Consider the following 13455-nt stretch of genomic DNA (forward strand, 5'->3'; position numbering starts at 1 on the left):
ACGCCCGATGTTTCGATGATCCGTCAGGTTGGAGAGCTCCGATGACCCCACAGCCGGAGAAACACGCGCCGGTCCGCCGCAGATCCGTGCTCGGCACTGCACTCGGCGGTACGGCGGTGGCGGCGCTGCCCACGACCGCCCATGCCGGAGAGCCGGCTCCGCCGGATGGGCCGGCACGCCCGACGGGCGCCGGGCGTCCCTGGCGACTGCGTGACACCATGACCACCGACGGCTCGTGGCAACGCTTCCTGCGCGGCCAGGACCTGGTGTGGAGCAGGCCGCCGACGCTGTGGTATGAGGGCCCGTTCCTCGGGGACGGGCTGCTCGGCAGCATGGTCTACCTGGAGCCCGGCGCCAACAGCATCCGCTTCACCGTGCAGCACGGCCGTGTCCAGGACCACCGGCCCGAGTTCGGCAGCGGCTGGGGTACGTGCCGGCTGCCGGTCGGGCACCTGACGCTCGACCCGGTCGGCACCATCACCGCCGTCGACTGGCGGCTGAGTCTGTACGACGCCGAGCTGACCGGCGCCGTGACCACGTCCGCCGGAACGCTCACCCTCTCCGCCCTCGTCCACGGCGAGGTCCTCGCCGCCCGGGTCACGGCCTCCGGCGGCGAGCGGGTCGCCTGGACCTTCCACCCCGAGGAGGCCATCAGCCCCCGGAGGATCCAGGAGGCCCCGCCCTCCGGCTACACCGCCAATCCGGCCTGGACCACCCGCACCGCCCCCGACGGCACCGAGCAGGTCCTCCAGCCCCTGACCGGCGGCGGCCAGACCGCGACCTCGTACCGGCGCGCCGGGGACGACCTCCTGCTCAGCGTCGGGCACAGCTTCCCCTCCGGCACGGCCGCCGAGGCCGACGCACTGCGCAACCTGGAGCGGGCCTCGTCGTACGCAGCGCTCCGGCGCCGGCACACCGGCTGGTGGCACGCGTTCTACCGGAAGAGCTTCGTGTCGTTCCCCGACCAGCGGCTCCAGAGCTTCCACTGGATCCAGCTCTACAAGGTCGCCTCCGCCAGCCGCGCGGGCGGTCCCGTGATGGCCACCCCCGGCCCCTGGCTGGAGCCCACCCCCTGGCCCGCGGTGTGGTGGAACCTCAACGTCCAGCTGGAGTACTGGCTCATCCAGGGCTTCAACCACCCGGAACTCGACTCGCTCGCCACCACGCTGCGGCAGAACCAGGAACAGCTCGCCGCCAACGTGCCCGCCGCCTACCGCACGGACAGCTCCGGCATCGGCCGCAGCTCCGACATGTTCGCGGACCGGGAGGTGGGGCAGCCGGGCACCGGCGCCGAGACCGGCGACCTCACCTGGGCACTGCACAACGTGTGGCTGTCGTACCGGCACTCCATGGACACGTCCCTGCTGCGCGACACGATCTACCCCGTGCTGCGCCGGGCGATCAACTACTACCTGCACTTCCTCACACCGGGCGGCGACGGCAGGCTGCACCTGCCGAGCACCCTCTCCCCCGAGTACCCCGTCGTGCCGCCGCAGGACACCAACTACGACCTGGCCCTGATCCGCTGGGGCTGTCAGACACTCATCGATTCCGCCCGACTCCTCGCCATCAAGGACGAGTTGATCCCCCGCTGGCAGGAGGTGCTGACCCGGCTCACGCCGTACCCGGTCGACGACAACGGCTTCATGATCGGCGCCGACACCCCCTACGCCCAGTCCCACCGGCACTACTCACACCTGCTGATGGTGTACCCGCTCCACCTCGTCAACTGGGACCAGCCCGAGAACCGTGACCTGATCACCAGGTCCGTGGTGCGCTGGCATGCCCTGACCGGCGCCCACCGCGGCTACAGCTACACCGGTGCCGCCTCCATGTACGCGATGACCGGCGACGGAGACACCGCGATCAGCTACCTGCGGAAGTTCTTCGACCCGGCCAGTCGCTACCCCTGCCGGGCCAACACGCACTACACCGAGGCGGGTCCGGTCATCGAGACGCCGCTGTCCGCCTCGCAGTCCCTGCACGACATGTTCTGCCAGAGCTGGGGCGGCACCGTCCGCGTCTTCCCGGCGGTTCCGTCCGCCTGGGCGGACGTGACCCTGCACAACTTCCGTACGCAGGGCGCCTTCCTGGTCAGCGCCGTCCGCACAGCCGGGGTCACCCGGTTCATCCGGGTCCGGAGTCTGGCGGGCGAACCCCTGAGGCTCCGGCACGGCCTGAGCGGGTCCGTCACCGCCGTGCTGGAGGACGGCACCCCGGCGCGCACCCGCGACCTCGGCGACGGCACGCTCGCCATCGACCTGCTCGAGGGCCGGGAGGTGCTCGTCCACTCCGGTACCCGGCCCGACCTCGTCATCGCACCCGTCGCCGTCAGCGAGCCGGGCGCGGCGTGGGGGCTGCCGTAGCCCATGTCGGTCGGAGGGAGGCGTCTTCACAGCGCGCGGTCCCCAGCACGTCGGCCGAGGCGGCGGTGGAGGCCGGTTCCGCGACAGCGACACGCTCAGCGTCGTGGGCGTGGCCGACAGTGGCGTCGCCACGCCCGAGACGCCCATCGCGGCCGGTGCCACTGGTCCGAGGCCCTGGTGATCGCCCTGATGGCGTGATCGCTCCGGCGCGCCGGGCGAGGACTGCGGCCCCCAGTCGAGCACGTTGACCGGCTAACCGGCCGACGTGACTGCCCTCAGCTCGTCCAGCGACTCCCGGGTCAGTTCCGCCAGGGTGCGCTCCTCGCCCGCCGCGATCCAGCGCTCGAAGGCGATCTTGAAGACGGCGACGCCCGCCTCGGCGGCCAGGCTCGCGGTCGACTCGGCCACGCCCCGGCGCCGCAACGTGTCCGCGAGGGCGGCCGACAGGGAGGCGAGCTTGATCAGCTCGCGCTCGCGGAGTTCGGCGTTCCCCATGATCACCGCTTGTCGTCGGCACGCGAACTCGCGCCGGTCGGTGAACATCTCGGCCGCGGCGTACAGCCCCCGCGCCACCACGTCGAGCGGCGCCTCGGACCCCGGGGCGTCCGTGACGGCGGCCACGAACAGGTTCTCCAGTTCGACGGCGCCCGCGAACAACACCTCGCGCTTGTCGGCGTAGTGCCGGAAGAACGTCCGCTCCGTGAGCCCGGCCCGCTTGGCGATCTCCGCCACGGTGGTCTGCTCGTACCCGCGCTCGCCGTACAGCTCCAGTGCCGCCTTCGCGAGGCGTCCGCGCGCGTCCGGCTCCCATCTGCCCATGGCCCGCATCATACCGTGATGACAGCGCCTGACATCAGGTGTACCGTCGATGACAGTCACTGACATCGACTCTTAGGGGCTTCCCATGCGCATCTTCGTGACCGGCGCCTCCGGCTGGATCGGATCCGCCCTCGTTCCCGAACTTCTCGACGCCGGACACCAGGTCGTCGGACTCGCCCGCTCCGACGCCTCCGCCGCCGCCCTCGTCGAGGCCGGGGCCGAGGTCGTCCGCGGCACCGTCGACGACCTCGACGTCCTGCGGGAGGCGGCCGCCGCCTCCGACGGGGTGATCCACCTCGCCTTCAAGCACGACATCGCCTTCTCCGGCGGCTTCCAGGACGCCGCCGATTCCGACCGTCGGGCCGTCGACACCTTCGGCGAGGCCCTCGCCGGCACCGACCGCCCCTTCGTCCTCGCCTCCGGCGTGGCCGGCCTCACGCCGGGCGTGACGGCGACCGAGCAGGACATGCCGACGCTCGACGGTTCGCCGATGTCGGTCCGCGCGGCGACCTCCCTGGCGACGCTCGACCTCGCCTCGCGCGGCATCCGCGCGTCCGTGGTGCGGCTGTCCCCGACCTGCCACGGCGACGGGGACAACGGATTCATGGCGTTCCTGGTCTCCCTCGCCCGGGAGAAGGGCGTCTCCGGCTACGTCGGCGACGGCGCCAACCGCTGGCCGGCCGTCCACCGCCTCGACGCCGCCCGGCTGTTCCGGCTCGCGGTCGAGAAGGCGCCCGCCCGCTCGGTCCTGCACGGTGCGGCCGAGGAGGGCGTCGCCATCCGCGACGTCGCCGAGGTGATCGGCCGCCACCTCGACGTGCCGGTGACGTCCGTGGCCCCGGAGGACGCGCCCGCGCACTTCGGCTGGCTCAGCGGCTTCATCGGACACGACGCCCCGGCGTCCAGCACCCTCACCCGCGAGCTGCTGGGCTGGGAACCGACCCACCCCACCCTTCTGGACGACCTCGACAAGGGCCACTACTTCCACACCCCGGCCACCGCCGACTGACCGTCCCCGCCCCGCTGACCAGGCCTTCCCCGGGTCCGCCGCCGCGAGAACGCGTCCGGCCCACGTAGCCTCGCCTCTTGAGGGAAGCGACTCGGGGAAGGCACGCAGATGGAGTGCCGGCTGCTCGGATCGGTGGCTGTGATCACCGAGAGCGGTGATCGGCCAAGCGCTCCAGCCTGCTGGCCATGCTGCTCCTGCGGCCCAACACCGCCGTGAGCGCGGACCAGTTGACCGCCGCCCTGTGGGAGGTCGAGCCACCGGCGCGGTTCAGGACGGTCCTGCAGGGACATGAGACGCACGCGGACGGCACCAACGCCGCCGGCGCGTCCGGTTCGGCTGACAGGGGGACGGCCGCCCGGCCCGCCGCCGAGAACGGCAGGAACTCCGGCTCCGGCACGGGCAAGGCCGCCGCTCAGGCTCCCGGCTGCGCCGCCGCCGACGTACGGATCACGGCGGCGAAGGCCGACGAGACCCCCACCGCGCACATCGTGCTGACCGCGAAGAACACCTCCGGCCACGCCTGCCGTCTGTACCAGTACCCGCTGATCGCCTTCGGCGACATCCACACCGCCAAGGACGTCCCGGCGGTCCCGAAGAGCAACCCGGGCACCCCGGTCGTCCTCCGGCCGGGCGATCCGGCGTACGCGAACGTGCGCGTCGCGCTGGGCGGTGCCCACGAGGACACCAAGGTGGTCGGCCAGTTCCACGTGAACCTGTTCGCCTCGGACGGCCCCGTCGAGGGCAGCTTCGTCGTGCCCGCCCCGGCATGCGGGCTCGCGGTCGACGAGGCCGCCGCGAAGACCGGTTACTGGAGTGGAGCGCGGCTCAGTCGGTCGCCGGGCGGTGGCCGGTGAACGGCTGGGGTGCGGTGAGGTCGAGCAGGCCGACGTAGGCGTCGAGCCGCGTGGCCGCGCGGAGCATGGCGAGACCCTGTGCGGTGAGCCTGCGCTGCCACTCCTCCAGGGAGGCGGCCAGCGCGTCCGTGCCGCCGGCGGTCCGGATCTGCCGGACCACCGTGGCGATGTGGTCCAGCAGATGGCCGCCACGGCGGAGCAGGTGCGCCAGCTCGGCGTCGCGGATGTCGGCGGCGTCGAACACGCGGTATCCGGTGGCCGGGTCACGGGCGGGCTTGAGGATGCCGGCCTCCTCCCAGCTGCGCACGGTCGCCGGGGTGACCCCGAGGCGATGCGCGAGCTCGCCGACGGTCCGGGTGCCGTGCGCCGGTGCGGGCGCCGCGGCGGTGCCGGAGCCTGCCGTCAGCTGGTCCATGGCCGTACGCACCGCGTCGAGGGTGTCCCGGTCACGGAGCAACCGGCTGTGCCCACGGTCGATGACCGCGAGGGCGTCGTCGAGCGCGTCCCGGTGGAGCGCGTTCATGATCTGGCCGCCGGCCGCGTGGCCGTACGCCTGGACGAGCGCGAGGAAGGCGCGGAGCGCGGCGGCGTGCACCTCTGTGTAGACGCGGTAGCCGCTCGGCGTGCGCTGCGCGGGAGGGAGGAACCCGTCGCGCTCGTAGTTGCGGACCGCCTGGGTCGAGATGCCGTGCTCGCGGGCGAGATCGGTAGGTCGCAATGTGTTCACCGGTTGATACTTCACGACGGGACTGAGAATGGATCACGGGGTGGGGCATGGCAGATCGTGGCAAAGACTATGCCGATACGTTCCAGAAGTATCAACCGATCTTTCAAGGATACGCTTGAGGCTCATGACCCAGGACATCCGAGACTTCGTCACCCCGTCGTGCGACCTGCTGGCGCTGGGTGAGCCCACCCACCAGGAACCCGCCTTCGGCCGGGTGCGCAACGAGCTGTTCGCCCAGCTGGTCGAGCGCGGCTTCCGGTCCGTCGCCCTCGAGACCGACCGTGTGGCCGCGCTCGCCGTGAACGACTACGTCCAGGGGGGAGCCGGCAGCCTGGACACGGTGATGCACGACGGTTTCTCGCACGGTTGGGGTGCGTTGGCCCCGAACAGGCGACTGGTCACCTGGATGCGGGACCACAACCGGAACCGGCCGCCGGAGGAGCGACTGGTCTTCCACGGCTTCGACACCCCGACGGAGAACTACAGCGCGCCCAGCCCGCGCCCCTACCTCGAACTCGCCCGCGTCTACCTGGACTTCGACGTCGACCTCACCGGCCTCGCCGGGGACGACGAACGCTGGAGCCGTGCGGAGGCGGTCCTGGACCCGGCCATGTCGCCCGGGGCCACGGCGGAGGCCGAGAAGCTGCGACGCGTCGCCGACGACATGTTCCTCTCCCTCCATACCCGCGCCCCCGAACTGATCGACGCCACCTCGCGCGAGCGGTGGCTGCGGGCCAGGACCCAGCTGGCCGCCGGCCTCGGTCTGCTGCGCTACCACCGGCAGTCCGCGCTCCAACCCGTCGACTCCAACCCCCGCCTCACCGCGCTGCTGGCCACCCGGGACGCCCTGATGGCCCAGAACCTGCTGGACATCCGGGACATCGAGGCCGCGCGGGGCGCCACCCTGGTCTTCGCGAGCAACCTCCATCTGCAGCGCAACCGGGCCGGCTGGCACCTGGGGGACCTGGGCGCGGACTGGTGGGGCGCCGGCGCGACCGTGGCGCGTCTGCTCGGCGACCGGTACCTGTTCGTCGCGGGCACCCTCGGCCGCAGCGACGCCCTCGGCCTGGACGATCCGGCGCCGGACACCTACGAGGCCGTCCTCCAGGCCCGCTTCCCCGACTGGGGCCTGACCGCACCCGGCACGCTCGCCTCCGCCCGCACCCGCACGGACGCCGCCTCGCGGCAGGGTTACTTCCCTCTCGACCGGGCGACCCTCGACGCGGCCGACGCGCTCCTGCACATCGGTGACGGCTCGGCCGCCGGACAGCCGTGACGCCCGCCAGGGCCCGTACTGTGGGCCCATGACCGGCGAGACTGATCTGCGCAACCTGCTCAGCGGCATGCGCCCGGAGCTGAATCCGGGCCGCTATGTCTTCACCATGGCGGAGGGCGGTGTGCCCTCCGGAGTCACCCCGGTGGTGACGGTCGCCGAACAGGAGGGCCTCACCCTCGTGGTGCCGCAGGCCGAGGCGGACGCGGCGGGGATGGCGTACGACTACGTGGCGGGGTGGATCACGCTGCGCGTGCACTCCGCGCTGGCCGCGGTCGGCCTGACCGCTGCCGTTTCCCGCGCCCTCGCCGACGCCGGCCTGAGCTGCAACGTCGTCGCCGCCTTCCACCACGATCACCTCTTCGTGCCGTACGAGCACGCCGAGCGGGCGGTCGAGGTGCTGCGGCGCCTGGCACACGAAACCGCTTGAGCGGCAAGGCCGTTCGGGAGCGTAACGACTCCGTTCACAGCAGGCCGTTTTCCGGACGGGCACGGTGCCCAGGGAATTTCCGCGTGCGTCCCGGAGACAATCGGCCAGCAAATGTTCGACCTCCACCGTGCTCCTTCCCCCTGGCGACCGATGAGGGACAGATGAGGTACCGAGGTGAATGTCCGCTCCCGCCCTTGGAATTCCGCAGTGGCGCCCGCCTGAAAAGCAGACCGCAATTCTTCATATGAAAATAGAGTTGCGTGGTGCACGAACCAGGTGACGCTGGGCGGATCACGCATCGGGAGATGAGTGCGCCGCTGCCGTCATGACCTGCGACGAGGATCCGGTCGAGGTGCGGGGGCGGGTGTCCGCATCGCGGTCGCGAGGGGAGACTGCCGGTCCGGGCCCGGCACAGGTGAGCCCGCCCGTCCGTAGGCGCCGGGCGGACGGAGGGGCGGGCACAGCATGGGTGCCTCACCCTCCGAGGAGTTCGGCCGCCAAGGCGGTTCCCTCGACGCGGGCGCGGATCTTGGCGAAGGCCGTCTCGCGTGACGTCGACGTGTCGTCGGCGAAGGGGGCGAAGCCAGCGTCGTCGCAGGTGCCCAGCTGGTCGACGGGAATGTGCCGGGCGGCCCGAACCACCCGGTCACGGACTTCTTCGGGGGTCTCGACGCGCGGGTCGATCGGGTCGGTCACACCGACGAAGACCCGGACACCGGGGCGGAGTTGGTGGGCGATCACGCGCAGGACACGGTCCGCGTCGGCCTCGCCGGCCAGCTGGAGGTAGAAGTTGCCCGCCGTGAGCCGGAAGAGCTGGGGCAGCACCTCGGCGTAGTCGACATCGAGGCTGTGGGTGGAGTCCTGGTCGGCGCCGGGCCCGCAGTAGACACCGATCCGGGCCCGCTCTCTCTCGGTGAAGCGGGACAGCACCTGGTTGTTCAGGTCGACGAGATCGTTCAGTACTCCTCCGCCGGGGTCCAGCTTGAGGGTGAGACGGGCCTCGTCGAAGTCGAGCTGGACGACATGCGCGTCCGCGTCGAGACACGCGCGGATCTCCGCCTCCGACTCGCCCATCAGCTGGTGGAGGAACTCCTCGCGCGGGAATCCGGGGATCCCGCTCGGCGGATAGAACAGGCTCAGCACGGAGGGCGCGACGACGGCCTGCTTCACCGGCGCCGTCGTGTGCTGCCGGGCGGCCCGCAGGTACTGCTCGGCGGACGCCTTGTACCGGAAGGGGCCCGCGGTCAGCACCGGCAGCTGCCGGTGGTGGCCGTCGGCGAAGGGGATCACCACACCCTCGGGAGACAGTCCGGGTGTGCCCGCGACGGGGTACGTGACGAAGTCGGGCTTGGCCTGCTCGCCGTCGGTGACGACCGGCGACCCGGCCGCCTCCAGCCGTTCGACCGTGTCACGCACGGCGCGTTCCTGAACCTGCCTGAGCGTGCTGTCGTCCGTCCTGCCGGCCTGGTGGTCGGCCATGGCGGTGAGCAGTTCGCGAGAGCGGGGAAGGCTGCCGATGGGTTCGGTAGGAATCATCACGGCGGCAGCCTAGGAATCACGTCGTACGGATCCGGTCCGAACACTCTCGCGCCCGCCCAGGTCCACCCGCTCAGGGCATGACCACCCCACGGCGTCGACCTCGGACGACGGCCGGAGGACACCTCGCGGCTCTCGCCGCTTGACCTTGCCCCCGGGGGCAGGGTTTAGCGTGGAGCGAGGTGAGCGGCATGAGGATCAGTGAGCTGGCGCGCCGGTCGGGCGTGACGACGAAAGCAGTGCGGTACTACGAATCGCTGGGGTTGATCACGCCCGGGCGTCTCGCCAACGGCTACCGGGACTACGACGAGGACGACGTACGCCTCGTACGGGAGATCAGGGCGCTGCACCGGCTCGGGATCCCCGTAGAGCGCACCCGGCCGTTCCTGGAGTGCCTGGCGGCCGGGCGCGCGTACGCGGACGACTGCCCCGCCTCGCTGGCCACCTACCGCGAGGCGATCGACGAGCTGACCGAGCGCATCGAGGCACTCACCGCGCGCCGCACGACGCTGATCGGCAACCTGAACGCCGCCGCTCACCGCGGCAGCGCCGTCGTACCCTCCGAGGAGAGCGGCACCGCGGACGACGACTATCTGACGCTGCCGGCGGACCTGCCCGTCCCTGAGGACGACGGCGCCGTGGAGCACCTGTGCGGGACGGCCGCGCCCGGGGTGGCCCTGTGCGACACGGCGGGCAGGACGATCCGTCTGGACGGCCTCGGCCCTCGCCGTGCGGTCGTCTACGTCTACCCGCTCACCGGCCGCCCCGGCACCGATCTGCCGGAGGGCTGGAACTCCATTCCCGGAGCCCGCGGTTGCACGCCCGAGACATGCGGCTTCCGCGATCACTTCCAGGACCTCCTGGAAGCCGGTGCCGGCCGGGTGTACGGGCTGTCCAGCCAGGACAGCCCGTACCAGAACGAGGTCGTGGAGCGCCTCGGGCTGCCCTTCGACATGCTGTCCGACCCGTCCTTCGGGCTCGCCGACGCCCTCGGACTGCCCACGTTCGAGGCGGACGGGATGCGGCTGTTCAAGCGGCTCACGCTCGTCATCCGCGACGGCGTCATCGAGCACGTCTTCTATCCGGTCTTCCCTCCGAACGAACACCCCGAGCAGGTCCTGACCTGGCTGCGCGAGAACCCGCTGTGAGGCACCGACCGCCGCTTCCCGGCCGACGAACACCCTGCCCCCCGCTTGCCCCCTCCGACCGAGAGGCCCGCCCGTGTACGTGCCCAAGCCCTTCATGCCCGAGGACGCCGACGTCCGTGATCTGCTGACCGGCCTCGGTGCCGCCGACCTGGTCACCATGACCCCGCACGGCCTCCAGGCCACCCTGCTGCCCTTCGAGTACGACCCGGACACCGGTGAACTCGGTTCGCTGATCGGTCACATGGCGAGGGCCAACGACCACTGGCGCGGGCCGGTGCAGGGGGAAGCCATGGTGATAGTCCACGGGCCGCAGGCCTATGTCTCGCCCACGTGGTACGCGACGAAGGCCGAGCACCATCGCGTGGTCCCGACCTGGAACTATGTCGTCGCCCACGTGTACGGGCAGTTGGTGGTGCACGACGATCCGGTGTGGGTCGAGGCGCAGATGCGCCGCCTCACCGACCGGCACGAGGCCGCTTCGGCCGAGCCCTGGTCCCTCGACCAGGCCCCGGCGAAGTACGTCGAGGGGCAGGGGCGCGCGGTCGTCGGCGTCGAAGTGGTCATCAGCCGGATCGAGGCCAAGGCGAAGCTCAGTCAGAACCAGCCCGCGCAGAACGTCGAAGGCGTCATGGCCGGGCTGGAGGCGCGGGGTCGGGGCGACGACATGGCGGTCGCCGCCGCGGTACGCGCACACCGCAGGCACTCCGCCACGTCCTGAGGCCGCGGCGGCACCGGGCAGGGCTTCAGTGGCCGACGGTCACCGGACCCTGCGCCGGCTGCGGCCGGCGCACCATGAACACATCCACCGGGTCCTCGGACTCGACCGTGAAACCGTGGCGCGCGTAGAGCTCCCTGGCCCGGCTGCCCCGCAGCACGTTCAGCCGGACGGCAGTACCGTCGCGGTCGCAGCGCTCCAGCAGCATGCTCAGCACCGCCGAGCCGATGCCTCTGCCCTGGAGCGCCGGATCCAGGTAGAAGTGCTCCAGCCAATGGGCGTCCGCGCCCGGCCTCAGCGCCACACAGCCCGCCAGGGCGCCGGCCGCCTCCACCACCCATGTGTGCGCCGGAGTGAACCCGTCGCGCAGCCGCTGCCGCACGCGCTGCGCGTCGTAGCGCCCGAGACGCTCCAGGTCCGTCCTCAGCACGACGGCCCGCAGCTCGGCCACCGCCTCGACGTCCCCCGTCGACGCCTGCCGTATCTCCCAGTCAACCACGATCGCGATGCTACCGACCGGTGTGCGGGAACAGCGCGGCGAGGTCGGCCATCGCGGGCGGCGGGACACCGGGGTCGGCCGCCCGGCGAGGAGCCGTACGGGTGCCACGCGGGTGGTGTCCGGGTCGAATGCGCCCTCGGCGACGAAGGACGCCTCGACAGACCGACCTGCGCGGCGGTGTTCGCGCCGACGCTGTGCGCGCGCACGTCCATATGCTCCTGGCCGGGTTGAGTGCGCAGGGCCTCCGCATCGGGCACGAGGCGATCGCACCGGCAGGAAGCGAGGTTCCGGGGCGTCGCGGACCGGCCGGTGCCCCGCAGGTCCAGCCGGATCAGCGTGCGGTGCTCGGGCAGTTCGCCCAGGTCACGGCTAGGTCGACTGCTGAGGGCGCGGGGCGGGCACACCACGGCTCCGCCATCCTAGGCCATGCCGTGCGGCGACCCCGTCCCCCCTGTTTCCCGGGCGGGAAATGACTGAACACATGAACGGCCCTCGCAGCACATCTTGTTGGCGCGCGGCACATCGGGTTCACTCGGTGCAACGCATATGTTTCACTCAGCAGAAAAAGGGCCGACCCACCCGTATCATCCATGTGTTGTGCGCCCCGAAAGCACAACTCACGCTCCCCGTCTGTCGTCATCGGCCGCGCGGGGTGGCACATCACCGTCGGACACGGAGGAAAAGATGTCTGAGAGCACCTCACCCGTCACCGAGTTGACCTCGCAGTACGTCAGCCAGGTCTCCAACGACCTCGACAACAACGTCAAGGAACAGGACCGTATCGCCGCCGAAATCTCCAGCCTGCAGGGTCAGTTGACGGCCCTTCAGCACGACCACGGCGTTCTGGTGAGCATGCAGCAGGCGCTCGGGGTCACCGCCCCGGCCGGCGTGCCTGCCGGCACCGACGGTGCCGTGGTGCCCGCCCCGCGCAAGACGCCTTCCGCCACACCGGCCACGCCCGCCGCACCCGCCGCACCCGTCGTGGACAAGGCGCCGAAGAAGACGGGCGTCGCGCAGCCCGAGGCCACGAAGCGGGCCGCCAAGAAGCCCGCAGTGAAGAAGTCCACCGCGAAGGCCTCCCCGGCGAAGGCATCCGTGCCGAAGGCGTCGCCGACGAAGACGTCGGCGGCGAAGCAGGCGGCCCCGCAGACGGCTCAGCCCACGCTCGTCGAGCTGGTCCGGCGCCACCTGACGGACCAGAAGGAGCCCCGCTCCGCGGCGGAGGTCGCCGAGGCCCTCGGCAAGGCGCATCCCGACCGGGAGATCCAGACCAAGGTCATCCGCACCACGCTGGAGAACCTGGTCGCCCGCAACAGCGCCCAGCGCAGCAAGCAGGGCACGTCCGTCTTCTACACCGTCGCCCCCGCCGCGCAGTCCGCAGCGGCCGACAAGGCCGAGGCCAAGCCGGAGACCGCCGCATAGGCCGTGGCCACACCCCTGCCGTGCCGACCGGGTGCCGAGGGTACGTCTGCGCCTCTCGGGACCGGTCATGGCCGGCGATCGCCCCACGAGGGGCACGTACCCACGGCCGCGACCCGGACGTGGACACGAACCAGAACGCCGACGCGCGCCGGAACATGGACACGCGCAAGGGCGCGGGCACGAGCAGGGGCGCGGGCGGAGCGTGGGCGCGAGTACGCGGGTGGGCGCTCAGCCTCGGCCCGCCCCGGCCGGGGTGCCCCCGGTCCGCGCGAGTACGCGGGTGGGCGCTCAGCCTCGGCCCGCCCCGGCCGGGGTGCCCCCGGTCCGCGCGGGTCCGCCCGGCGACGGCCGCGAGCAGAGCGGCGAGGGATGTCAGGCCGTCGACGAGGTCGGTTCGCCTCGCCGGCTCAGTGCGGCAGCGAGGGTTCTCGTCAACCACGACGGCAGCCTCGTACACCCCGCGGCCTCGGGGTCGTCGGCGAGTTCGGCGACCCGGCCGCGCCATCGGCCCACACCAGGACGGCCCGGCAGGGCGACGCTTCCCGCCCGGTGCCAGGAGCGCAGCGCGTGCGGAGCCGGTCGAATCCGTGCACTGTGGAGGTACGGGCGGCACGCCCACGGCCCATTGCCCTGCGCGAGGCGGATGCGCGGAGGTGT

Annotated in this window: 12 protein-coding genes; 8 read left to right on the forward strand and 4 right to left on the reverse strand. The window is 71.8% G+C overall.

The genetic code is table 11. The features are described from left to right. The first annotated feature begins 41 nt into the window (after positions 1 to 41). A complete protein-coding gene (locus tag BIV23_RS24190) occupies positions 42 to 2366 on the forward strand; it encodes a glycosyl hydrolase family 95 catalytic domain-containing protein (protein WP_177240013.1) in 2325 nt (774 codons plus the stop codon). A gap of 252 nt (positions 2367 to 2618) precedes the next feature. Here the strand turns inward: BIV23_RS24190 and BIV23_RS24195 are convergent, their stop codons facing one another. After that, positions 2619 to 3185: a TetR/AcrR family transcriptional regulator gene (locus tag BIV23_RS24195; RefSeq protein WP_071383113.1), complete on the reverse strand. Its 567-nt coding sequence runs from the start codon at positions 3183 to 3185 to the stop codon at positions 2619 to 2621. 85 nt (positions 3186 to 3270) lie between these two features. On the opposite strand from BIV23_RS24195, the gene BIV23_RS24200 reads away from it, so the two are divergent. Continuing rightward, positions 3271 to 4194: an SDR family oxidoreductase gene (locus BIV23_RS24200; protein WP_071383043.1), complete on the forward strand. Its 924-nt coding sequence runs from the start codon at positions 3271 to 3273 to the stop codon at positions 4192 to 4194. 185 nt (positions 4195 to 4379) lie between these two features. Further along, the gene (locus BIV23_RS24205) at positions 4380 to 5048 is read left to right on the forward strand and encodes a DUF4232 domain-containing protein (RefSeq protein ID WP_071383044.1); all 669 of its coding nucleotides are present in this window, start codon (positions 4380 to 4382) and stop codon (positions 5046 to 5048) included. Here the strand turns inward: BIV23_RS24205 and BIV23_RS24210 are convergent. Further along, entirely contained in the window at positions 5020 to 5775 is a 756-nt protein-coding gene (locus BIV23_RS24210) for a TioE family transcriptional regulator (RefSeq protein WP_071383045.1), read from the reverse strand. The two genes, BIV23_RS24205 and BIV23_RS24210, sit on opposite strands and share 29 nt — an antisense overlap. Before the next feature lie 124 nt (positions 5776 to 5899). Between BIV23_RS24210 and BIV23_RS24215 the strand changes: the two genes are divergently transcribed. Both BIV23_RS24215 and BIV23_RS24220 read left to right on the forward strand, forming a co-directional pair. After that, a complete protein-coding gene (locus BIV23_RS24215; RefSeq protein ID WP_071383046.1) occupies positions 5900 to 7051 on the forward strand; it encodes an erythromycin esterase family protein in 1152 nt (383 codons plus the stop codon). 28 nt (positions 7052 to 7079) lie between these two features. Then, positions 7080 to 7478, forward strand: coding sequence for an ACT domain-containing protein (locus tag BIV23_RS24220; RefSeq protein ID WP_071383047.1), 399 nt, complete (start codon positions 7080 to 7082; stop codon positions 7476 to 7478). Between the two features lie 474 nt (positions 7479 to 7952). On the opposite strand, the gene BIV23_RS24225 is transcribed toward BIV23_RS24220, so the two are convergent. Beyond that, positions 7953 to 9014, reverse strand: a complete 1062-nt coding sequence (locus BIV23_RS24225; RefSeq protein ID WP_245790620.1) for a cobalamin-independent methionine synthase II family protein — start codon at positions 9012 to 9014, stop codon at positions 7953 to 7955. Between the two features lie 191 nt (positions 9015 to 9205). Here BIV23_RS24225 and BIV23_RS24230 point away from each other — a divergent pair, with 191 nt between their 5' ends. Both BIV23_RS24230 and BIV23_RS24235 read left to right on the forward strand, forming a co-directional pair. Then, on the forward strand, positions 9206 to 10162 hold the full coding sequence (locus tag BIV23_RS24230) for a MerR family transcriptional regulator (RefSeq protein ID WP_071383049.1): 957 nt from the start codon (positions 9206 to 9208) through the stop codon (positions 10160 to 10162). A 73-nt stretch (positions 10163 to 10235) separates the two neighbouring features. Beyond that, positions 10236 to 10880 (forward strand): FMN-binding negative transcriptional regulator, encoded by a 645-nt coding sequence (locus BIV23_RS24235; protein ID WP_071383050.1) that lies wholly within the window; start codon positions 10236 to 10238, stop codon positions 10878 to 10880. A gap of 25 nt (positions 10881 to 10905) precedes the next feature. Here BIV23_RS24235 and BIV23_RS24240 read toward each other — a convergent pair whose 3' ends face one another. Beyond that, complete coding sequence (locus BIV23_RS24240; RefSeq protein WP_071383114.1) at positions 10906 to 11376, reverse strand: GNAT family N-acetyltransferase; 471 nt, start codon at positions 11374 to 11376, stop codon at positions 10906 to 10908. A 684-nt stretch (positions 11377 to 12060) separates the two neighbouring features. On the opposite strand from BIV23_RS24240, the gene BIV23_RS24245 reads away from it, so the two are divergent. Continuing rightward, the gene (locus BIV23_RS24245; RefSeq protein ID WP_071383051.1) at positions 12061 to 12798 is read left to right on the forward strand and encodes a hypothetical protein; all 738 of its coding nucleotides are present in this window, start codon (positions 12061 to 12063) and stop codon (positions 12796 to 12798) included. The last annotated feature ends 657 nt before the right edge of the window (positions 12799 to 13455 follow it).

Source organism: Streptomyces monashensis (assembly GCF_001866665.1).
Classification (GTDB): Bacteria; Actinomycetota; Actinomycetes; order Streptomycetales; family Streptomycetaceae; genus Streptomyces; species Streptomyces monashensis.